The 22958-nt window shown below is 39.2% G+C and carries 8 protein-coding genes; 4 read left to right on the top strand and 4 right to left on the bottom strand.

Going from position 1 to position 22958, the window contains the following annotated elements:
- Positions 1-550: 550 nt before the first annotated feature.
- Entirely contained in the window at positions 551-745 is a 195-nt protein-coding gene (locus HMPREF1321_RS11410) for a hypothetical protein (protein ID WP_083832714.1), read from the top strand.
- A 382-nt stretch (positions 746-1127) separates the two neighbouring features.
- Here the strand turns inward: HMPREF1321_RS11410 and HMPREF1321_RS02720 are convergent, their stop codons facing one another.
- Both HMPREF1321_RS02720 and HMPREF1321_RS02715 read right to left on the bottom strand, forming a co-directional pair.
- Positions 1128-1883 (bottom strand): response regulator transcription factor, encoded by a 756-nt coding sequence (locus HMPREF1321_RS02720; protein ID WP_009410639.1) that lies wholly within the window; start codon positions 1881-1883, stop codon positions 1128-1130.
- Positions 1884-1931: 48 nt separating this feature from the next.
- Positions 1932-3530, bottom strand: coding sequence for a sensor histidine kinase (locus HMPREF1321_RS02715; protein ID WP_009421264.1), 1599 nt, complete (start codon positions 3528-3530; stop codon positions 1932-1934).
- An 894-nt stretch (positions 3531-4424) separates the two neighbouring features.
- Between HMPREF1321_RS02715 and HMPREF1321_RS02705 the strand changes: the two genes are divergently transcribed.
- Positions 4425-4955 carry a YceD family protein gene (locus HMPREF1321_RS02705; protein ID WP_002673109.1) on the top strand — a complete coding sequence of 177 codons (531 nt, stop codon included), beginning with the start codon at positions 4425-4427 and terminating at the stop codon, positions 4953-4955.
- Between the two features lie 16 nt (positions 4956-4971).
- Complete coding sequence (gene rpmF / locus HMPREF1321_RS02700; protein WP_002673108.1) at positions 4972-5166, top strand: 50S ribosomal protein L32; 195 nt, start codon at positions 4972-4974, stop codon at positions 5164-5166.
- Between the two features lie 173 nt (positions 5167-5339).
- Here the strand turns inward: rpmF and HMPREF1321_RS02695 are convergent, their stop codons facing one another.
- On the bottom strand, positions 5340-5753 hold the full coding sequence (locus HMPREF1321_RS02695) for a DUF5606 domain-containing protein (protein WP_009421271.1): 414 nt from the start codon (positions 5751-5753) through the stop codon (positions 5340-5342).
- 75 nt (positions 5754-5828) lie between these two features.
- On the bottom strand, positions 5829-6419 hold the full coding sequence (gene def, locus HMPREF1321_RS02690; protein ID WP_009421269.1) for a peptide deformylase: 591 nt from the start codon (positions 6417-6419) through the stop codon (positions 5829-5831).
- A gap of 631 nt (positions 6420-7050) precedes the next feature.
- Between def and HMPREF1321_RS02685 the strand changes: the two genes are divergently transcribed.
- Complete coding sequence (locus tag HMPREF1321_RS02685) at positions 7051-22941, top strand: T9SS type B sorting domain-containing protein (protein ID WP_009421268.1); 15891 nt, start codon at positions 7051-7053, stop codon at positions 22939-22941.
- Positions 22942-22958 lie beyond the last annotated feature (17 nt).

Below are 22958 nucleotides of genomic sequence, written 5' to 3'. Positions count from 1 at the left end.
AAGCCACAAAAACTACTTTTTTCTGAAAAGTTCAAAAACATCTAATATTTTCTACTATTGTGAAGTTTATTCTCAAGATATATAGGTTGTTGTTTTTAAATGTGAATGTCGTGACAGAGTAACTTAGTATTGATACTTATTAGCTTGATGGACAAAGCTTATTCGAAGGGAGAGCGAAGTTAAAGCGAACCTAAGGCAAAGATAAGATGAAGATAAGATGAAGATAAGATGAACAATGAACGTACAAAAGATAGAGATAGCCTGAAGCTAAGAAGAAACTTTTATGTGGCAAAAGAAGTTATTTGAGATTAGAGATTGATAAATTACCTTTCATTTAAATTTGTTAATTTACTGAGTTATTTTTATTTTTGTCCTCTTAAGTAGGTGCGCTTCTTGGGGCTCGTGCCTAAAAATGCAATGCTTAAAGAAATACAAGCCCTAAAAAAAACGGCTTTCCATACCGCTATAAGAAGCCTCAGCTTTGTTCAAGCAAACTGAAGGCAACCTTAAAGGGGCTAATGGCGTAGGGAAATATATAAGATGCTGAAAAATGAACCTGAATAAACTCATAAATTCACGACTCTTGAATGCCTCTATTGATAAAGTGATCAAAGTCAAAGAATATAACCTATTCTTAGGTTTTGTCGCAATAACAATAGCACTTTTTGTTTTCTTTATAGTGGCTATCGTTATAATGGTAGTAGGGATACCTATTCTTTGGTTAGTGAATTTGTTTAAGAAATAAAATATGTATTGTAAAAAAATCGTAAATTACCAAGGAGAGAAATCTTCTTCGCAAACGATTTTCAAACAAATAGCTAAAAAATGTTTAATTTGTTGTAATTTGTTCAATTGCTGAGGTGGTACCCTCATTTATTTTTCACTCAAAAAACAAAGAGCCCGAAACGGGACGCTTCGAGCTCTTCTATATATTATACTATTCTTCTAATCAAGCAGATACGACACGAATCATCACCTTGCAAAAAGGTAGAACTGATACGATATGTAATTTGACATAGGTCATTTTTCTTCGTGCACATCTTTATTTAGTTAAACAAATGTTTTTGAAATCGTGGACAAAGGTGTGACTATTTTTTGAATATGCAAGAAATAGACTATTATTTTACCTAAATAAATTCATCGGCTTCTTTATTGGCAACCAAACGGAAGCCTTCGCCGTGAATGTTTAAGATTTCCACTTTGTCGTCTTTTTTCAAGAGTTTGCGCAGTTTTGCGATATATACGTCCATACTGCGAGAGGTGAAATAGTTGTCGTCTTTCCATATTTTGGAAAGGGCTAACTCACGTGACATAAAATCATCGGTGTGTAAGGCGAGCAAACGCAAAAGTTCATTTTCCTTAGGGGAGAGTTTTACAGGTTCTTCGTCCTTATATTTGAGAATACGCAATTTGGTATTGAGGAAGAATCTTCCTATTTCGAACTCAAACTTATTGTCGTCCACCATTGTTTCGATGCTTTTACGTTGCAAAATTGAACGTATTTTCATCAATAGGATTTCGGAGTCGAAGGGTTTGTTTAGGTAGTCATCAGCTCCTGAGCGATAGCCTTTTATCACATCTTCACGCATTGTACGAGCTGTAAGGAAGATAATAGGTATTTTCTCATCTTTCTCACGAATTTCTTTGGCTAAAGTAAAACCGTCTTTATAAGGCATCATCACGTCTAAGATACACATATCGTATGTTTCTTTCTTAAACTTTTCGAAGCCTTCCATACCGTTTTTAGCTAAGGTAACGTCGAAACCGCTCATTACCAAATAGTCTTTTAGTACAGTGCCGAAGTTGGGGTCGTCTTCTACTAAGAGAATGTGTTTATTGTCCGTAGAAGCATTTGAACTGTAATAGTTTCCGTCTGTATTCATTTTTTTATTGTTTTAGGCAATTATGAATTAAATTGTTAAGTTCTTAAATTATATTACCGGCAATTTGATAAAGAAGGTACTCCCTTTTCCTTTGTCGCTTTCTACATTGATGCTTCCTTGATGGTATTCTACGATACTTTTCACGTAAGCAAGCCCTAACCCGTGTCCTTTTACGTTGTGTAAATCGCCAGTATGTTCTCTATAAAACTTGGTAAATACGTGTTTCATAGCCTGTCTGCTCATTCCTTGTCCTCTGTCTTTTACACGTATTAGTATTTTATTCTTTATATTTTCAGTATAAATGTCTATTTCGGGGGCATTAGGTGAGTATTTGATAGCATTTTCAATCACATTCACAAATACATTAGTAAGGTGTGATTTGTTTGCTGATACATCGCCGTTTTCTGCTAAAAAGTGAGTGCGCAATACGCCTCCACGTTCGTCGAGCATTACTTGTAGGTGCCCTATGGCATTGCTTATAAGTTCGTGCACGTCCAAGGGTTCTCTCTCTAAATGCAAGTTTCCTTTTTCGAGACGTGATATTTGCAAAATGTTTTCTACCTGAGCCAGCATTCGCTTGTTTTCCTGTTTGAGTATTTTTACATATCCTTTTATTTTCTCAGGGTCGTGCAGGGCAACAGGTGTTTTGAGACTGTCGAGCACTAAGTTCATAGTAGCAATGGGTGTTTTGAACTCGTGCGTCATATTATTGATGAAATCAGTCTTGATTTCGGAAATTCGACGCTGAGTGATGAGCTGGTGGAAGGTAACCACAAACACACCTATAACTATTAGTAAAAATACTACCGATAGGGTTGCGACCCCTATTACTGATGATAGTACATAGCGTTCGCGCTGAGGGAATACTACTGCTAATTCATATACTGAATCATCGGAGCTATTGCCTCCAAAAAGCAAGGTGCGATATTCCTTAGTTTCATTAGGGTCAAAGTACTTAGAGTGTATCTTCGATAAGATATTGCGGTTATACACGGCAAACTCGAAAGGTAAATTCAAGCCTCTTTTTTTGAGTTTTTGCTCTAAGAGTGTGTTTATTTGGCTTACGGACACTCGTTCGCTAAGGGTTTGTTGCCTTATGATACTCTTAAATGATTCTTCTATCATTAAGCGCTCAATCTCGGGTAATTCACTTAGCTTTTCGTAGGCTTTTATGATAGGTAACTGTTTGTTATCTATATTATTACCTCTGTTGATATGCTGAAAACTTTCTCTGTTTGTATAGTTCTTTAAGGTAAAAGAATCGGAGAGTTTCAAATCATCGATGAGTACAGGGTTGCGCAGATTGGTAGCCAAAGCGTAATCTTCCTCTAAAATACCGTGTTTATAAATAAAGGTCTCTTTGCTTAGTTTGTTTTCTTGCACATAGATAAACTCTCGCAGATGACTGTCTTTGAGTTTTAAGGTGCTATCGTTCTCGCGCAAATAGATAATTTGAGCTACGTATTTATCGACTTCATCTTGCTCTATTTGTTTAGCTACATTGTTGAGTACCTGCTGAATAGAATAAGTAAAAGCTTCTTCTTTATTGTCGATAGCTGATTTAATCCAATACCCTTGTATGGCAATAATTCCTACAAGAGAAAGGCTTATGAGCACTACTGCGAGTATGTATAATCGCTTATTCATCGGGCAAAGTTAAAACAAATATTTAATATAAAAAACAAATTCTCTTAAAAAATTTAACAAAAGATTAAGGAGTACCCTTTTTAAGAGAGCTAAAATACTGAGGTTTTTCTTTTATAAACCCTTGTTTTTACTAAGGAAGAAAAGCGACAATGTTAATAATACCAAAAATGCCAATAATGCCAAAAATATCGATGAGAAAATTAGGAAATGAGAAAATTAGGAAATTAGCAAATGGGTAGTGATAAAAAAGGTTTTTTGACGGGTCTGAGTTATCGGAGAAAAACGAAAAATATAAAAAGTGAGTTAGGAGAGTTTTTGATGAAAAAAGGCTATGAGAAGGGTGGGGTTAGCTTATAGAGAGCTTATAGGAAGCTTATACGAATCTTGGACGATTGGTATAGAAAGGGTATGTAAAAAGTTGATTCATAATATAATACAACAAGGCTAAAAATGTTAAAAACAAGGTTTCGAGGCGAAAGAAAGAGAATCCTCTCCCCGATCACATACTCTCCTATTCGGAGACTTCTCCCAAGGAGAGGGGGAGTGTAGTGACGGAAAAGTGCGAGCCACACAGGCAGGTGCGAGCCGCACGGGCAGATGCAAGTTGCACGGTCGATGAAGAATGGACAAAGAATGGACAAAGAATGGACGAAGAATGGACGAAGAATGAACGAAGAATGAACGAAGAATGAACGAAGATAAGGTGGAGATAAGACAAAGACAAGACAAAGACAAGAATGTTTGAGAAGAGAGGATTGCTCAATGAAAGATGGGGTTTTTGAGCGGATATGATGTGATTATGATAAAAAAGTGAGGTAAAAAGTTTGTATATAAAAATAAAGTTGTATCTTTGCACCTTGAAAAATGAACAATTGATTACTAAACTTGTAGAAAATGAGAAAGTTAAAAGAATACGATATTTCTTTTGCAGGCTTAAAACAGGGGAGACATCAATTTGTTTATGAGATTGACAAAGCGTTTTTGCAACTGTTTAATTTTGACGAGGTGAATGATATTCATCAGCAAGTAATCGTTGATTTAGACAAGAAGAGCAACTTGTTGGAACTGCATTTTCACAACAGGGGTACTGTGAATGTGAATTGTGATGTTTCTAATGAGCCTTTTGACTTGGCAGTAGAAGGAACACTTTTTTTAGTAGTGAAGTTTGGTGAAGAGTATAATGATGACGATGAAGAAATCTTGATACTTCCTCACGGAGAATACCAACTGAATGTGGCACAATATATATATGAACTTATTGTGTTGTCAATCCCTGCTAAGCGCGTACACCCTGATGTTTTGAATGGGACGATGCACTCGGCAGTATTAGATAAATTGGAAGCACTTGCTCCAAGAGAGCACCACAATACAATGACTATAGACCCGCGTTGGGAAAGTTTAAAGAATTTAATAACAGATAAATAATATAAAGAATTAAGTAATGGCACATCCTAAGAGACGACAATCAAAAACAAGAAGAGATAAGAGAAGAACCCACGACGTAGCGGTAGTTCCTCAAATAGCAAAAGATCCAACAACTGGTGAAAACCATTTGTATCACCGCGCACACTGGCACGAAGGTAAATTGTACTATCGTGGACAGGTGCTTGTGGATAGTACAGAAGAAGCAAAATAGATTTGCTTCATTTGATTTTATAAGATTATAAAAAAAGAGAACAATATTAATATTGTTCTCTTTTTTGTTTTATTTACTAAAAACTTTGACAAAGGTCGTAGCATAACCGTAGGACGACAAGCGATTAAAATTTTGGCAAAGTAATACTGATTGTAAAATGATTGTGCTGTGAATTAGCTTTTTTGGGTGTCTTCTTGAGCGTCTTCTTCTAAGAAACCTTTGGCTAATAGAAGGTTGTACCATTGGATTATTTTCTTAATATCGCTGGCATACACACGGTCGCGGTCGTAATTAGGGAGTACTTGAGAGAAATACTCTTCGAGAGTAGCTCCATCGGATTTTGGAGAGATACGCGCTTCTTTTCCTTCTTCAAAGTTCTTCATATTAGTAAAAACTTCGGTGAGAGGCACTTCTTTTTCGAGTGTATAAATTGCGATTTCAGACAATAGGCTCACGTTGTTGCGAATGCCTACTGATATACGCTTACCATCGGCTAACGAAGTGGCTAAGAAGCCAGAGCGCGTTTGAGTTTCTAAGTGATATAAACCAGGTTTGCCAGAAATGGCTAATACTTTTGTTAGATTCATTGTATTTATTTAATAGTTAAAAAGTTAAGAGTTATGAGTTATGAGTGTTACTAATTATAACTGTAAATTAGTGTACTATCTTTTGTTTTTGGCATCAAAGAATTTCATTCGGTAGTCTACCTTTATCTTTCCTTTACTGATATTAGCCAGCTTACTTTTGATGAGTTGACGTTTAAAAGAAGAGAGTTTATCGGTGAACAGAATGCCTTCGATATGGTCGTATTCGTGCTGAATGATACGAGCCGCGAGTCCGCCAATGGTAAGCGTTTGCTTATTAAAGTCTTCATCAAAGTACTCGATGGTGATTTGCTTGTGCCTGCTAACGTCTTCTCGTACGCCAGGAATACTGAGGCACCCTTCGTTGAAGTTCCAAGTATCGCCTGTTTCTTCTACTATTTTGGCATTGATAAAAGTTTTTTTGAAGCCTTTTAAGAAAGTTTGCTCTTCTTCTGAAAGCTCATCGTCATCGGCGAAAGGAGAAGCATCTACCACGAACAAGCGTATAGAGAGACCTACCTGAGGAGCAGCGAGCCCCACGCCATAAGCGGCATTCATAGTGTCGTACATATTAGCAATCAGTGTTTTGAGTTGAGGATAATCGGGGGGGATTTCAGTTCCTACCTTTCTGAGCACTGGGTCTCCATAAGCAATAATAGGTAAAACCATTGTGTTTTAATTTGTTTATCGGGCGCAAAGGTAAGAATAATTTGGAAATTAGCAAATGTGGAAATGAGAGAATGAGTAAATGTGGAAATGAGAAAAGTTTGTTGTATCTTTGCCCCAGAAAGAAAAGCTACACAGTTATACCGTGTAGTGTTTTTCCTTTTTTTGGAAAGAATGGAGAGAAAAACTCTTAATAAAACGCCTTTTTATTTAACAGAATACAAAATGCACAACAAGATAGTGTAAAAGACGCTATCTGTTGATTTGCAATATGTTTAATGTGTAAAAAGGTAATTTATGTTGTGTACTACTATGTTAAATAATGTTAAATATTTGTGTAGTGTATATTATATAAAATAAATATCTTACTTTTGCGTTTGAAGAGAGAGGTGTAACTATTATACAAAAAGATATGTGAGACACCTTTATATATTATATAAAAATAAATCAAGGTTAGGAGAAACCTCCCCCTTGCCCCCTCACAGAGGGGGAATTGTAGCGGTAGTTACTATACACGAGCAGTAGGAGGTTTACTTTTTGGTATTTGATTTACATATTTAGGATTTCAAGCAACAATATTAATAATTTCACTATTGCTATACTGCAATAGCATAAATACAAACATAACTTCCATATGAAAAAGTTATTACTATTACAATGTTTCTTTTGGGCGACTCTTTCAGTTGCCTTTGGGCAGAATTATATTCCTTTTGGTATTCGTTACCAAGGTACTGTAAAGGGGGATATGATTGTGGTGGGGAATACTATTCTTAGTCCTCAAGCCAATCCTAATAATGACTATACAGGTAATCACGGTGATAATTCAGGCATTGAGATGAAGTTTATCAATGTGGAGCCTGAGTCGGGGGTGTTTAACTCGAGTTCGGCAACTGTACTCGACCCTAATCCTGCCTCTACTTGTAAAAAAGTGGTGAGGGCATACCTCTATTGGGCAGCTACTTATACCGAAGAGAGACTTGCCAACCAAACGAATCCTCGCTTAGAGAGAAGTGAGTTTGCGAACGTAAAATTTAAAGTAGGTTCGGGAGCTTATCGTGATTTGGTAGGGGAGCGTGTATATGACGGTAATGATGTAGTAAGTACCTTTGGAGATAATTATAGAGCTCAACGTGCCTATGTATACCGTGCCGAGGTGACCAATTACCTCAATGGTACTATTGCTAATACCTATACTGTAGGGAATATACAAGCACCTAATGGTACAGAAAATACAGGTGTAGGTTATGCAGCTGGATGGACACTTGTAATAGTATATGAGGACTTAACCCGTGAAGCGCGTAATATAACTGTGTTTGACGGTTTTTCAGTAGTAAATAGAGACAATAATCCTATCATTAATATTTCAGGGTTTAAAACGGTACCTACAGGACCTGTAAATGCTAAGATAGGCTTTGCTGCTTTGGAAGGTGAGTTGGGAATTAAAGGAGACCAGCTCAAAATGAAAAAAATAAATGGTTCTTACGAAGCTCTTACAGCACCCGGTCGTCCTGCTAATAACTTCTTTAATAGTACTCTTACTAATGAAAACGGTATTAATCCTCATCGTAGACCCGCTTCTACTAACTTATTGGGGTTTGATGCAGGAATTTTTGAGTTAGCCAATAGTGGTAAAACTTTTTTAAATAATAATAGTACTTCCACTTCTTTTAGACCTTATTCAGACCAAGATGCTTACTATCCTTTTATGTTTGCTTTTAACGTGGAAGTGATAGCACCCCATATTGTGATGGAGAAACGCGTACTTAACAGTGCAGGTACCGATATTACAGGGCAAAATGTGCAAATGGGTCAGTCGTTACGTTATAAAATACGTTTCCAAAATATAGGGAATGACGATGCTAAAGATGTACAGATTACTGATATACTTCCTGTAAACTTACAAGATTTTGATGCTACAACAGCAAATATTTCGATGCCATTAGGGGTAAGCTATACTTATATACCAGCCTCTCGCAAACTTACATTTAATATTCCTGAGAGCTTAGTGAAGAAAGGAAGTGCCGTACAGGAACTTTCTTTTGGTATAAAAGTAGTGAACGACTGTAACAAATGGCGAGATGCGTGCTCTAACGTAGTAGAAAATAGAGCCTCAGCAAGCTATAATGGAGTGTCTAACCCATCGACACCTTTAACAGCAGGTAGCTTCAATACACAATTTACAGCTTGTAACGGTGGGGTAGAAGGGCCGTCTAACTTTATTGTAAACCTTGATTTTACCAACTGTATGTTTAAAGCCACTACGGTATTGTGTGAGCGCACGGTTACCTTGGAGGCAGGAGCTAACTTTGACTCTTACAAATGGGAAAAAGTAGGCGGAGGTACTATAGGAGGTAATTCACGCACCTTAGTAGTAAGTGAACCAGGTGTGTATAAAGTAACGAAGAGTAAAGCAGGTTGTGCTACAATGTACGAAGAGCACACTGTGAACCCTAATGCTTATGCTAATGCAGTACACCCTATTAAAGATTTGCTTTCGAAAGGGAAACTAAATGGTGAGGTGTACATCTGTGCAGATACAGGGGGTACTGAGTATCCACAAGTGTATTTGTGCGGGGGTAGTACTACAGTGCCTGTAAGTCTTAGAATTACGGGGGCTACTGCTTATCAGTGGCAAAAATTGGGCTCTTGTGGAGCTTTACCACCTACCCTAAGCAAAGAGTGTCCACCTTCTAACGACAACTATAACTGTAACTGGACAGATATAGGAAATAGTGGAGACATTACTTTGCGAGATGAAGGAGTATACCGTTTGGTAGTTACTTATGGCAACTGTGTGTCGCCTTATTACTATTTCCGTATTACCAAAAACAATGTAGACCCACAATTGGTAGGTCGAGACCTTATTTGTAATAAAAACGGTAGTATTACTGTGAATGGGGTGCCAGCAGGATATGAATACGGTTTGAAGAAAACAGGTTCTACTGGCTGGGTGAAAAGCTATCAAAGCAGTAATGTATTTGATATAGTAACTCCAGACAACTATACCGTGTACGTACGCCAAGTACTTACTACTACCATTACTACACAACCTTGTATTTTTGAAAAATCAATACAAATAAACAAACGAACTCCTGCGATGACTGCTAGCGTTACACCTATGGCTTGCAGTACCAGCAAGGGAGGTATACGTGTACAACTTAGCGGTAACCCTTATCCACCTTTTACTTATACTATTCGCAATAACAACGCTACAGGTGGAGTGGCTTATACTACGGTTACCAATACTACCGACTTAAATATTACTAATCAGTTTACTGCTGGTAATTACTATATAGAGGTAACGAGCCCAGATGGTTGTAAATTTACTACCAGTGTGCGCATTGATAAAGTGCCAGACCTTAAAGCTACGGCTTCGGTATTGCGACACTTGAGCTGTGGTACTGCTATAGTGCGTGTAACTGCGACGGGCGGTAAAACTAACAGAGCGAATGGCTATGGCTATAGTAACGATGGAGGAGCTTCCTACCAAAATAACTTCGCAAATAGTTATTACGACTTTACCTTTACCACTGCAGGAGTGAAAAACTTTAAGGTGATAGATGACAACGGCTGTATTGCTGAAGCTTCGGCTACTGTAAATACCTTGCCTACACCTGCTATCACAGCCAGCTATACCGTACAAAACTGTGGTGATAGAGCAAAGATAACTATTAATGAACCTACTAACGCTTCCAGCTATAACGTATTACAATACAGTATAGACGGAGTGAACTTCCAATCAGGGCGTGAGTTCCCGAACTTACAAACGGGAAGAAGCTATACCCCTGTATTACGCTATGGTAACGGAGGAGCAGGAGCTTTATGTACAGTTACAGGTGCTACTATTACTATTCCTACTTTTGTGGGAGGTAACCTTATTGCCTCAGCAGGGGTAGAAGAATTGGTAGGTTGTGACACAGGAGTTAATGCCGGTAAAGCCCTCGTTCGTTTCTCGAACGTACAAGGTGGGAAACAACCTTATGAATTTAATTTTGGTGATGGTAACTGGACTACCGATAAGAAAAAATGGATGTCACCAGGCACCTATAATATGGCAGTACGCGATGCGATAGGTTGTACTCGTGAAAACATAAAGGTAACTGTAGACCCAAGAATTCCAGAACCAACCTTTACTCCTTCGCAAATTACTTACGACTGCCAAGGACGCGGTTCTCTTACGATTACTAATAACAAAAATAATTACAAATATAAATATTACGTAGACGGTCAGCCTACAACCGATAATAACTTTAAGAATCTTGCACCAGGCGTACATACTATTACTATTGAGTATGCCGATACGAATCCTCTTACCAAAAACGTACTCTTTTTTGAGGACTTCGGTACAGGGCGCAATGGTGGTAATGAATATATTAACAAGAAATACTATCTTGAATTGCAAGATGGTTCAATGCCTAGAAACGGTTATGGGCAACCTTGGCCTAGTGGTATAAACTATGAAGGCCCATACGTTGCTGATGGTGAATACGTAGTATCACAAAGACTAAATCCTAATAATCCTGCTTGGATGCAACCTAATGACCACACAGGATTGGCTAATGGACGTATGCTCTTTGTAAATATTGGTAAAATCTTAGGACAAGAGGGGGCAATACTTTATCAGAGACCCATAGAGGATTTGATTCCAGGTAAAGAGGTTATTTTCTCAATAGCTTTGATGAATATGTTGAGATATAATGACCCTCGTTATCCTGTGGGAGCTCCGGATATTTCAATAGAACTTTATACTGACCAAGCAGCTATAGATGCCCGAACACCTTTGGATAGCTATCGCATTACACCACCTATTAGAGGAGCTCGTAATGCAGATGATTGGACAGTCGCGCAAAGACCATTAAACCCAGGAAATCATACTAAACTTATAGCAGTTGTACGTTCTTATAGTTTGATAGAAAGCGGTAATGACTTGGTTGTAGACGATATCTACCTTTACCAAGAGCCAAAGGCTTGTGGCTTTACCTATACTACTACTGTAACGATTGCTAACGACAAGGCTTTCGACGTAGATCCTGCTACCGAAAAGATTACGCAACCTAAATGTAATGGAGAGCAAGGTAGTTACCAAATAGGCTTGAAAAATGCACCTTCTACCTATTACGTACAAAAAGATGGAACAGGTAGTTTTGTAGCTACCACAGGTAATCCTTTCAGATGGGATAACATACCTGCGGGTGCTCATACCGTGAAAATACGTGCAGAACAAAATAATCCTAATTGTGAGGCAACACGTACTTTCAATATTGCTAACCCTGTAGCTATTACTGTTTCAGTACCTAACAATGTATTGATAGGCTGTAACCCATCACGTGTAGAGGTAACTGTTACTGCCAATGGTGGTAGTGCTCCTTATAGTTATGAACTATATAGAGGTGCTACAAGAATAACGGGGTCTAACAATCCTAAGTTTGTAATTACACAAGCAGGTACTTATAGGGTGGTAGTGAAAGATGCTAATAATTGTACTAAAGACGCTACCTTCAATGTGGTGAGTCCGAATACTATTAGTTTGAGAGGTACTTCGGGTACAGCTAACGACTTCTGTACAGCTGCTACTTCACAAGCAAAAGTAGAGGTAGAAGTGACAGTAGCAGGAGGAGGAAATAATGCGCCTTATACATTCCAACTCAACGGAGTGACTAAGGCAACCCAAAATGGTAGTAAATATACATTCACAGGTTTAGGAGTAGGTAACCATACTTTCACTGTTATTGATAAATATGGTTGTACCGCTACTTATAGTAAGGCTTTAACAACTCCTATAGTGATAGATGGCTCAGGAGCACAAGTAGCCAAGGATATTGCCTGTGGAAGAAATGAAAATGAACGCAAGGGAAGAATTACCTTGAAAGTAAAAGGAGGTACAACGCCTTATACTTATACTGTAGAAAAAGTAGGTGGAGGCATTGTAGTAGGAAAAACTGCTGTACCAGCTAATAATACCGTAGTATATGAAACTGCTCAGGTAGGTACTTATAAGATAGTAGTACTTGACAGCAATAATTGTAGGGTAGAATCTTCGGCTACACTTAGAGCACCAGCAGCTGTAACTGCTAATGTAACCTCTACTGACGTATTATGTAAAGGTACTAATAATGGTTCTATATCTGTAGTTGTAACAGGTGGTAAAGCACCATTTACTTTCTACCTAAATGGTAATAACTTAGGCGGAGGTACTTCAAAAGAATTTAGAAACTTGCGACCAGGTTCTTATACTATAAAAGTAGTAGATGCAAATAACTGTACGTATGAGACAACACGAAATATCAGTGATGCACCCTCTGAACTTAAAGGATTTGTGGGTGTAGCAGAGCTTATAGGTTGTGGTAAAACAGGACCTACAGCAGGTAAAGCAAAGATTAAGTTTACTAACGTATCGGGTGGTCAGCGTCCATATTCGTATAAATATGATGGTAACTATACTTCTTCATCAGAAGGTTGGTTGCCAGCGGGTAGACATACCGTTTATATAAAAGATGCGAGAGGTTGTGAATTGCCATTGCAAGTAACCGTAGACCCTGTTATTCCAGAACCAGCAGGATTTACCTATACAGCTACTGACTTTGATTGTAACGGTAAAGCTACTGTACAGTTTAGGACTTCGTCACCTACCTCTTACGACTATGAGTATGAAGTAAATGGTAAAAAGGCAAAAGGTAGAATTGCCAATATTGCAGGCTTAGCACCGGGAACTTATACCGTAACGGTACGTTATAGAGATTTGAACCAATCGCCAAGTAATGCTATTATAAAAGAAGATTTTGGTGTTGGTGGAGATGTATGTATTCCTAATATATCACCCTTCTTGAGCTGTGCTAGATTTATTACCTTCCCAGCAGGTCCAGGACACTATGTAGTAGGTAATAAAGACTCTCGATTTATATCAATAGGGGATGTAGACCGTGCGGGTGTATCAGGTATATGGACGCATCCAAACCCACGTTCAGGGAATCCGAAAGATCGTTTCTTGATAGTGGATATAGGAAATGTAAGAAACCAAGACGTATTGTATTGGAAAGAAGTAAATGATGTAGACCCTCATAGGAAAGTACAATACGAGATGTACTTATATAACTTGTTTAAACCTCATAAAGGAGCTCAAGAACCAGACGTACAAATACGTTTAGTAAATAAGGCTAATGGTCAAGTGTTAGACTTTAAGAATTCAGGTAAATTAGCACACCACAACGATCCTAATAACTGGGTAAAATTCGAAGGAGAGTTAGATCCTAAAGGAGCTACTTCTATAAGAGTAGAAATACGTACTAATAGTTGGGCTGATTGGGGCTGTGACTTTTTGGTAGATGATATATTTGTATACCAAAGACCAGATGTGTGCTGGCAAGAAATGACTAAGGTTATTACCATACCAGGTGATAGAGAATTTAAAGCAGAAATGACTGCTAAGACAGATGTAACTTGTTATGGAACGGGAACAGCAAAAGTAACCTTTAAGGTACAAAACATAGGCGCTGGTAATTATAATGTAGTAGTAGATGGAGGAGCTCCTATTTTCTCAAACCAAACAGCGGGTACTATAGTAATTCCTAACCTATCAGTAGGTAATCACACCATAGAATTTAACCACAGTGGTAACTGTAAAGTAACTCGTGTTGTTACTATTACACAACCTGCTAAGCTTACTCTTAGTGCTACTATTACTGAACCTGCAATGTGTTCTAACGGACAACAAGCACGTGTGACCCTTGTAGCAAATGGAGGGGTACCACCTTATCGTTATCAGTATACAGTAGGAGGTGGAGCAGGTAGGACACAAACTACACCTATTTTTAGCAATATACCTGCAGGAAGTGTAAACTTTAAGGTAATAGATAAAAATGGTTGTGAGGCTACTTTAGCAAGCAACTTGAATATACCTACGCCACAAACTGTAAACTTTACTCTTTCGGCTACTGATTGCTACGAAGGAGGCAATACAGGTGAGGTAACCGTGAAAATAAATGCGGGTAATGGTGGTTATAAAGTGAAATTGAACAACGGTACTCCTGTAACTTTAGCAGCAGGGGTAACTAATCATACCTTCACTGGTCTTACTCAAGGAAGCTATAGAGTAACCGTTACTGACCAATACGGTTGTAGTGCAGTACAGAATATTGTTATTCGTCCTACTTTGAACACCAGTGTGAAGGTAACTAACGAAAGTTGTGTGCCAGGTAAGATAGAAGTAACTGCAACAGGAGGAGATGGTAATTATACCTATGCTTTTGCACAAGGTTCAGTAACTACTGTTACGGCAGGAACTTTTGGAACTACCAATACTTACAATGTACCTACTATTACAGGTTCAGTACAGACTTATACTGTATTTGTGAAGTCTGATCGTTGTGTGAAACGTCACGAAGTGGGGGTACGCAAAGTACCAGCTGTTACCTTCGATACTGAAACGATAACACCTACTTGTCAGGGTTCAGGTAACGGTAAGATAGTAGTGAAGAATATCGCAGGAGATGCTAACTTTACCGTACGTTACGGTAATACAGGTACTCCAGTAATCGCTACTTTCACAGGTATTGCAACTAATACTTATACAATTGACAACTTGGTAGCAGGAGCTTACTCTATTACTGTAACCGACCGTTACGGTTGTAGTACAAGTAAAAATGTTACCTTACAAGATATGCCAGCACTTACTGCTAGCATTACGGTACCATCTAGCCCAGGAGATTGTATTACTGCAGGTCAAGCAGTATCACTTACCCTTACAATGTCTAACGAGGCGTGGAATGCTTATAGAGCAGGAGGTAACCAAATATATTATAACTATAATGGAGGTACTTGGCATCCAATGCCAACCAACCCATATACTTCAGCACCTATATCAGGGGTGACTGAGCCGGGTAAAACAGTACGGGTGCGTTTTGCTACTCGTCCAGCATTAGGAGGTTCCGATATTTGTAGTACAAGTGCAATAGATTATGTAGTGCCACGTCCGTTAGGAACAGTGAGTGTAACTACTGATATAGGAGATTTCCGCTTAGGTTGTATTACAGCAGGTAAGACTTACTTTACTGCTACAGTAACTGTGAGTACAGGTAATCCTCCTTTCCGATATAATGTAAATGGAGGAGCTTGGTCAGCACCTACTCCATCAGGAACCTATGTCTTTACTAACTTGATAGTAGGTAGGACTTATACTTTTGGAGTGATAGATGCAAATAATTGTGAAACTGAATTTACTGGTGATATTTATGCTAATGTAGCTACACCGGCAATGACAGTGATTGTTTCGCCACAACCTGCTTGCCACGGAGGTCAAGGACAAGCTACCTTTAGAATCCACCGTGAGTCACAATACACAGGAGGTTCTCCAGCGGGTACACCACTTACTTGGGTGTTATATGAAAAAACACCAGGAGCAGGTTTAGGTAATCCAATTGTGAATGGTACTGCTGTAATGCCAGCACCAGGTAATGATGCTACGAACGTTACCCCAGCAGGACCTCATAGCTTAGCACCTAACAAGACTTACTATGTGGTAGTAACAGAAGGTACTTGTGTATGGGGTAGTCGTGATGCTCATATTAGAGAGTTAGGTACTCTTACTGCTACCGTATCAGCAAGTACGCAAATTACTTGTGATAAGAACGGTGTATTAGAGGTGTTGAATCCATCAGGAGGTGGAGGTACTTATACATATAAAGTAACTCCTATAACTCCAGGTGTAAGCTTTACGGTGCCAATAGCAACAGGAAACTCAAGAGTACAGATTATTAAGGATAATATAGCAACTCCACCAATGCCTGTTAACCCAGCTTTACCATATTCGTTCGCTGTGAAGTTAACAATGGAAGACCAATTTGGTTGTAGTGCAGATCTGGGTACTCATACCCTTACAGTACAGCCAGCACCTAAGATTAATAAAGTTACACTAATGGGTTGTGTGAATGGTTCTATCAGTTTGACTATTGAGCCACAAGCGAAAGCACCAGCAGGCTCTGGTACTTCGGCTACAGGAGCAGAACTCAACGGTTATGAATACTCAATAGATGGTGGTTTGGATTACCAAGCAAGTCCTACTTTTGGCAACTTGGTAGCAGGTGCTTATGATTTGCAAATCCGCGATAAGGCGACAGGCTGTATAGCAACACTTACCTATACCGTTACTGCCAACTTAGAAGCTGAAGCATCACTTACTAAAGCCTTAGGTTGTGGTGCGACAGGTAATGCTGAAATTACTATAAAAGTAGACAGAGGAACCGGTAACTATACTTATGCTATTACAGGTCCTGCAGGTTATACAGTACCTTCTACAGCTATCCCACAAGTGAGTGGTAAATATGAGACTAAAGTAAATAATATCACTACAGCAGGTGTTTATACCGTAACAGTAACTGATGTTAATGCCTCAGCAGGTTGCAACACCTTTACTAAGACTATAACCGTGTTGCCAGCAGAGTTACCACAAATAGAAACTGCAGTGAAATCAGTAACTTGTAGTGGAGGTAATGATGGTGAGATTTACATCACTGAGAAGAACGCTACTATAGGAACATTTAACTATACGAATGTACCTATTGTAGGTCCTGCTGGTTCTACACCTCTTTGGACAGCTGCTACAAGAACTTACAGTAATTTGAAAGCAGGCGTGTACACAATTACAGTAGACGCTAATGGCTGTCAAGCAGTTTATACAGTAACAGTTGCAGAACCTAAATCAGTAACTATTAGCAGTACACAAATTGTGACACAACAGTTTGCTTGTACAGCGAGTGGTACAGCACAGCAAGCTACTATTAGTGTACCTAATGGAGCTATCAGTGGAGGTACCCCACCATATACAGTAGAATTTGTATATACAAGCCCTGCAGGTACTATCACTAGTACAGGCAATACTTTCACGGTGGGAGACATTCGCGGTGGAGTAGTAACCATTACGGCTACCGATATGAATAGCTGTGCTACTACTACTACCCAAATGATTAAACCTTTTGAAGCATTAGACCCAGAACAAGTGAGTGTAACCGTACAAGGTACACCAACTTGTAACGCTCCAATACAAGTGAAAGTGGATATAGTAGCTGCACCAGGTATGCCTCCACTTACACAAAGTGAATTGCGTTACTATATGGGAGTTAATCAGCCTACTGTACCACCAAGTGCAGGAGCACCTTGGACAACAAATAATGTGTTCTCTGTAAATCCTAAGCAAACTTATACGTTCTGGATAGGTCACGCAGGTACAGATTGTGTAGTGAAAGCGTTGTATGTAGCACCAGATCCAAATACGTTCCGCATTGTGAATCCACAAATTAAGAACGTTACTTGTAAAGGCAATAACGATGGTATAGCTACCTTCACATTGAGTAATACAGTAAGCACACATAACTATACTGTGAACTTAATAGCTTCAGGAGGAGTAACACCACCTACAGTACCAGCTGTATCAGGAGCTAATCCTACCTTTACAATTACAGGTTTGAAATCAGCTACTTATACAATGACAGTAATAAGTAGTGGTACAGGTTGCGTACAAACTTATACCTTTAATATATCAGAAGCTGACGTTGCTCTTACAGCAAGTATTAGTGTTCAGTCTATCACTTGTTTAAGTGCACCAAATTATGATAATGGTGAAATAGAGATTACCAATGCTACAGGCGGTTGGGGTGGATATCAGTACTATGTAAGTACTACACCACCTACTCCAACAAGTGCTGTATGGTCAGACACTAATGTGTTTACAGGCTTAACAGCGGGCACTTATCACGTAGCTATACGCGATAGAGGAGGTTGTATGGTAACGCTTAGCTCGACAGTGGTACTTGCTAATCCTAATAACATTACAGGTACTCTATCTATTACAGCACAAAACTGTACACCTAACTCAGGAGAAATAACTGTACAGAATGTAACAGGTGGTGAAGGACGCAATTATACTTTCCAACTCATTAGAAATGGAGTGTTACAAGGAGATACACAAACAAGTACTGTATTTACAGGCTTAGGAGCAGGTACTTACCAAGTAGCTATCAGTGATACTTGGGGTTGTACCGCTACCCTTACCCAATCGGTGACCTTGTATGACCCAATTGATAGTGCAAGTATAGGAGTAGTATTTATCAAGCAAATTACTTGTAATCCTGCAACAGGAGCTACTTTATCAGTAACTCACCAAGGAGGTTCAACAAATTTGCGTTATACTTTAACTAATAATGCTGGTGGTACTCCACAAGTAAATAATACAGGTATATTTACAAATGTAGGTGCAGGTGTTTATAAAGTATCAATTGCTGACCTTACTACAGGTTGTGCTACCGTAACAGGTGCTGATATAGATGTAACTGACGCTATGCCTGTGAACTTTACTTATACCACTACGGCGGTAACTTGTCACGGTGCAAGCAACGGACGACTTGTGATTACCATACCAGGTACACAAATACAAACTGATTACCAAATTAATATTGCAGGAGCAGGAGGAACTCTTCGCAGTGAAACGGTGAACGTAACACCTAAAGATATTGAATTTGATGCAATGCCAGCAGGTGTATATACAGTAACGCTTACCTCATCACGCAATTGTACTGCAACTCAGGTAATCACTATTGGTAAACCAGATGAATTGGTAGTAAGCAGTACAACGGTGACTACACACTTCAAATGTGACGCCAATAATAATGCACAACAAGCTATCATTCAAGCAACAGGTCGCGGTGGAACAGGTACTTATACTTTCAACTTTGAAGTGTTTGACGGTACCTCTACTACTACCTCAGGTTGGGTGAACCATACAGGAGTGTACAGTGTAACTAGCAATGGTACTCACACTCAAACAGTAATAGTGTATATACGCGATGCGAACGGTTGTCAAGCTGATAACAGTGCGAACCCATTAGTAATACCGCCATTAAAACGCATTACTAGTATTGATGTGAACCGAACAAGCCAAATAAGCTGTAATGCTACCGAAAGTATTACCTTAACTATTAATGGAGGTAATAACAAAGGATATCGTATAGAAGTAACCTCTACCGGAGCTGGAGTGGCTATCCCAAGTACACAAACGCTTACCGCAGGAGTGAACACAGCTAATATAGGCTTTAATACACCTGGTTACTATGAAATGAAAGTAATAGACCTTGAAACAGGTTGTTATGCTACTGCATCGCATACGGTTATAGATTTCAGCGATATAGAAGTAACTGCCGCACAAACCAAACCAGTATCGTGCGTAGGAGGCAATGATGGTGAGATTACCCTTACTGTAAAAGGTTATCAAGGTATTTATAACTATCAAGTGCTTGATGCGACTACCTTAGCTCCAACAGGAATAACAGGAACTGTACAAGCAAATGCCGCTACTGAGAGAAGAGAGGTAATTGCAGGTTTATCGGCAGGAACATATGTGATAAGAGTAGTGGAAACACAATCACCATACTGTACAGTAACCACTACCTCGGTGATGGTATCGGCTCCTACACAAGCTTTGACAGTGAGTCCTACTATTACAAATCGCATCACTTGTGAACCTAATGATAATAAAGGTGCCTTCAGTATAGATGTAACAGGAGGTTGGGGTGATTATCAATACCGCTTGTTAGTGGGAGGAGTTCCTCACGCTACTTATGGTACCTATACCACCACTACCTTATTTGAAGGATTGACTGCCAATACCTATACGGTAGAAGTAACTGACCGCGGAGGTTGTTCAACTACTACTAATGTAGTAATGGCACCACCAGCACCTATTTCGGCAAGCATATCAGCAACTACTGTTTTGAATTGCTTCAACGATAGAACAGGAGTAATAACAGTGGTGAGCCCAACAGGAGGAAGCGGTAATTACGCTTACGAATTGTGGAATGTGGGAGGTGCACAAATAGGAGGTGCACAAACTAGCACTACTTTCACTAACCTATATGCAGGTTCGTATAACGTGAAGATTATAGATGGTTGGGGTTGTGATGTTACTATTCCAGTAACCATCGATGAACCTCGTGAAATGAAGGTAACTGCCTCAATTGTTAAACCGCTTACTTGCTTGCAACAAGCTACTATTTCAATTACTGTAACAGGTGGTACTCCAGGTTATACTTACTATATGGTAACCAACGGTACAACTACTACAACACTTACAGGAAATAGCACTCAAGCAGGAGTAGGAGAGTACGAGTTCTATGTGATAGATAGTCACGGTTGTCAATCGAAGTTGTCTAACAAGATAACGATAGAAGTATTACAACCATTACAATTACACGTAGATACTTCTGAGGCATATGTAAAATGTAATGGAGATAGTACAGCTAAGATTACTTTCTCAGCCACTGGCGCTTTGGGTAACTACCAATACAAATTGTATAAAGGAGGTGTAGCACAAACAGCTACTGCTACCCAAGAAAATGCTACTGATTGGGCATTTGGAGGTTTGACATCTGGTACTTACCAAGTGGAAGTAATTAGTGTAGACTGTGTACAAACCAGTACAGTTATAAATATTGGAGAGGCAGGACCACTTTCAGTAGCTACTGCAAGTACTGATATTAGCTGTAATGGTGAAGCCGATGGTACTATTTCGGTAACCGTAACAGGAGGTACAGGAAGAATCCTCTACGCTATCAGTCCACGATTAGACCGATTTGTAGATAGTGGTTACTTCACTAAGTTAGCAAGAGGTAACTATATTGTAAGAGCTCAAGATGAAAATGGTTGCTATACTGATACTACCTTTGAAATTAAAGAACCTACTTTATTAGAGGCTTCAATAGACAAGATAACTGATGAGGTATGTAAAGGTGGTAATGATGGTACAGTATCTATCACTATCAAAGGAGGAACTGCTTCTTACAGTACTTCGATAGATAATGTAACTTGGACAGTAGGCAAGACCCTCTATACGGGATTAGCTTCTGGTACTTACACTATCTACGTGAAAGACGCTCGAAGCTGTACTACCGAAGTATCGGTAACAATCAAGGAAGGAGTAGACTTACAAGCTACTGCTACCGTAGAGTACAGTTGTGGTAATAATACCGTAGTGAATACTATTGTAGCTTCTTCTAATTCAAAATATGCGGGATATGTATCATATAGCATAGATGGAGGAGCACCACAAGCTTCAGGACGCTTTATAGTAACACCAGGTACTCACACTGTTACCATAGCACATAATAACGGTTGTACACGTACTATAACGGTAGATGTAGAAGCTTATACAAATCTTACAGTATCGTCTACTAAAACTGATATGAGTTGTTATGGTGTGAATGATGGTACGATTACTTATGCGACCACAGGCGGTACAGGAAGCTATACATTTACTATCTCACCAGAGGCAGGAACTTTTGATGGAACTAATAAGTTCACTAACTTGCCAAAAGGACAGTATATTGTGAAGGTGAAAGACAATGTGATAGGCTGTGAAGTAGAACGCACCTTTACCATTGTAGAACCTGAACAGTTGATAGCTCACGCAAGCACCGTAACAGAAACTTGCTACGGCACTAATGACGGAGCTCTCAGCTTCCGATTCACAGGTGGACGTGCACCATACAACTATACGTTGAAAGACCCATCAGGTAATGTGATAGGAACTTCAAGCAGTGTAGCAACAGGTACAGTAGTATCTAGAACAGGAATAGCACCAGGTAGATACCAATTAGAATATGGTGACTCTGGTATCTGTTCACAAACCTTAGAAATAACAGTAGCCGCTGCACCAAGCATTAATGCTACTTTTGAAAAAGGCTTTAACTGTTCTACAGTATCTACTACTTGGACGACAGGCTACTTGATGCTAACGTTCAACAATTTGGACGGTGCACTCACACGAAGCAATACAAGCTATGCTATCAATAGTACTGATGCGCGTGATGCGAGACCATTTGAATCGTTTGACGGTAATAGAGCTAAGACAGCTCCTATTGAACCAGGAACGAACCAATATATAACTGTATTCTATCGCGGAGCAGGTGTGGCATCTACTTGTCAGGAAACTATTGCACAACGTTTTGATATAGAACGTTACCCAGGATTGGAATTGAAAGACAAGAGCGACCCACGTGAATTGAACCTTATAAAAGTAGAAGCAAGAGGAGGTAATCCTCCATACACTTACTACTTTAACGGAAGTTACGAAAATGGAAGCAATGAGTATACTCTTAAACCTACTGACCCAACCAGCCGTATAGTAAACGGAAGAGTATACAAAGTGGTAACCGCTACTGTACAAGATGCAAATGGTTGTGAAGCCGACTTGCGCATCGAGAAAGAGTTTATGAAGTCAGTACCACCTAACTTCTTTACACCGAATGATGATGGTAGCAACGACGGTTGGGATCCTGATAGATTCCGCAGTTATCCAAACTTGACTGTAGATATCTACGACCGCTACGGACGTTATATCACAACGTTGCGTTCAGGACAAAAATGGGACGGACGTTATGACGGTAAAGAATTACCAGCGGGTGACTACTGGTACATCTTGAAGACTCACGAAGACGGTGAAGATGCACGAGAATATATGGGTCACTTCACATTGTATAGATAGTAAGTAATATCTATAAT

It is taken from the genome of Capnocytophaga sp. oral taxon 412 str. F0487 (assembly GCF_000271925.1).
In the GTDB taxonomy this organism is placed as follows: Bacteria; Bacteroidota; Bacteroidia; order Flavobacteriales; family Flavobacteriaceae; genus Capnocytophaga; species Capnocytophaga ochracea.
The sequence above is the reverse complement of the archived record's forward strand: the minus strand, read 5'-3'. Positions and strand labels throughout refer to the sequence as shown.

Coding starts and splice junctions, on each gene's coding strand:
- HMPREF1321_RS11410 (WP_083832714.1), top strand. CDS start 551: ATGAACCTGAATAAACTCATAAATTCACGACTCTTGAATGCCTCTATT.
- HMPREF1321_RS02705 (WP_002673109.1), top strand. CDS start 4,425: ATGAGAAAGTTAAAAGAATACGATATTTCTTTTGCAGGCTTAAAACAG.
- rpmF (WP_002673108.1), top strand. CDS start 4,972: ATGGCACATCCTAAGAGACGACAATCAAAAACAAGAAGAGATAAGAGA.
- def (WP_009421269.1), bottom strand. CDS start 6,419: ATGGTTTTACCTATTATTGCTTATGGAGACCCAGTGCTCAGAAAGGTA.
- HMPREF1321_RS02720 (WP_009410639.1), bottom strand. CDS start 1,883: ATGAATACAGACGGAAACTATTACAGTTCAAATGCTTCTACGGACAAT.
- HMPREF1321_RS02685 (WP_009421268.1), top strand. CDS start 7,051: ATGAAAAAGTTATTACTATTACAATGTTTCTTTTGGGCGACTCTTTCA.
- HMPREF1321_RS02715 (WP_009421264.1), bottom strand. CDS start 3,530: ATGAATAAGCGATTATACATACTCGCAGTAGTGCTCATAAGCCTTTCT.
- HMPREF1321_RS02695 (WP_009421271.1), bottom strand. CDS start 5,753: ATGAATCTAACAAAAGTATTAGCCATTTCTGGCAAACCTGGTTTATAT.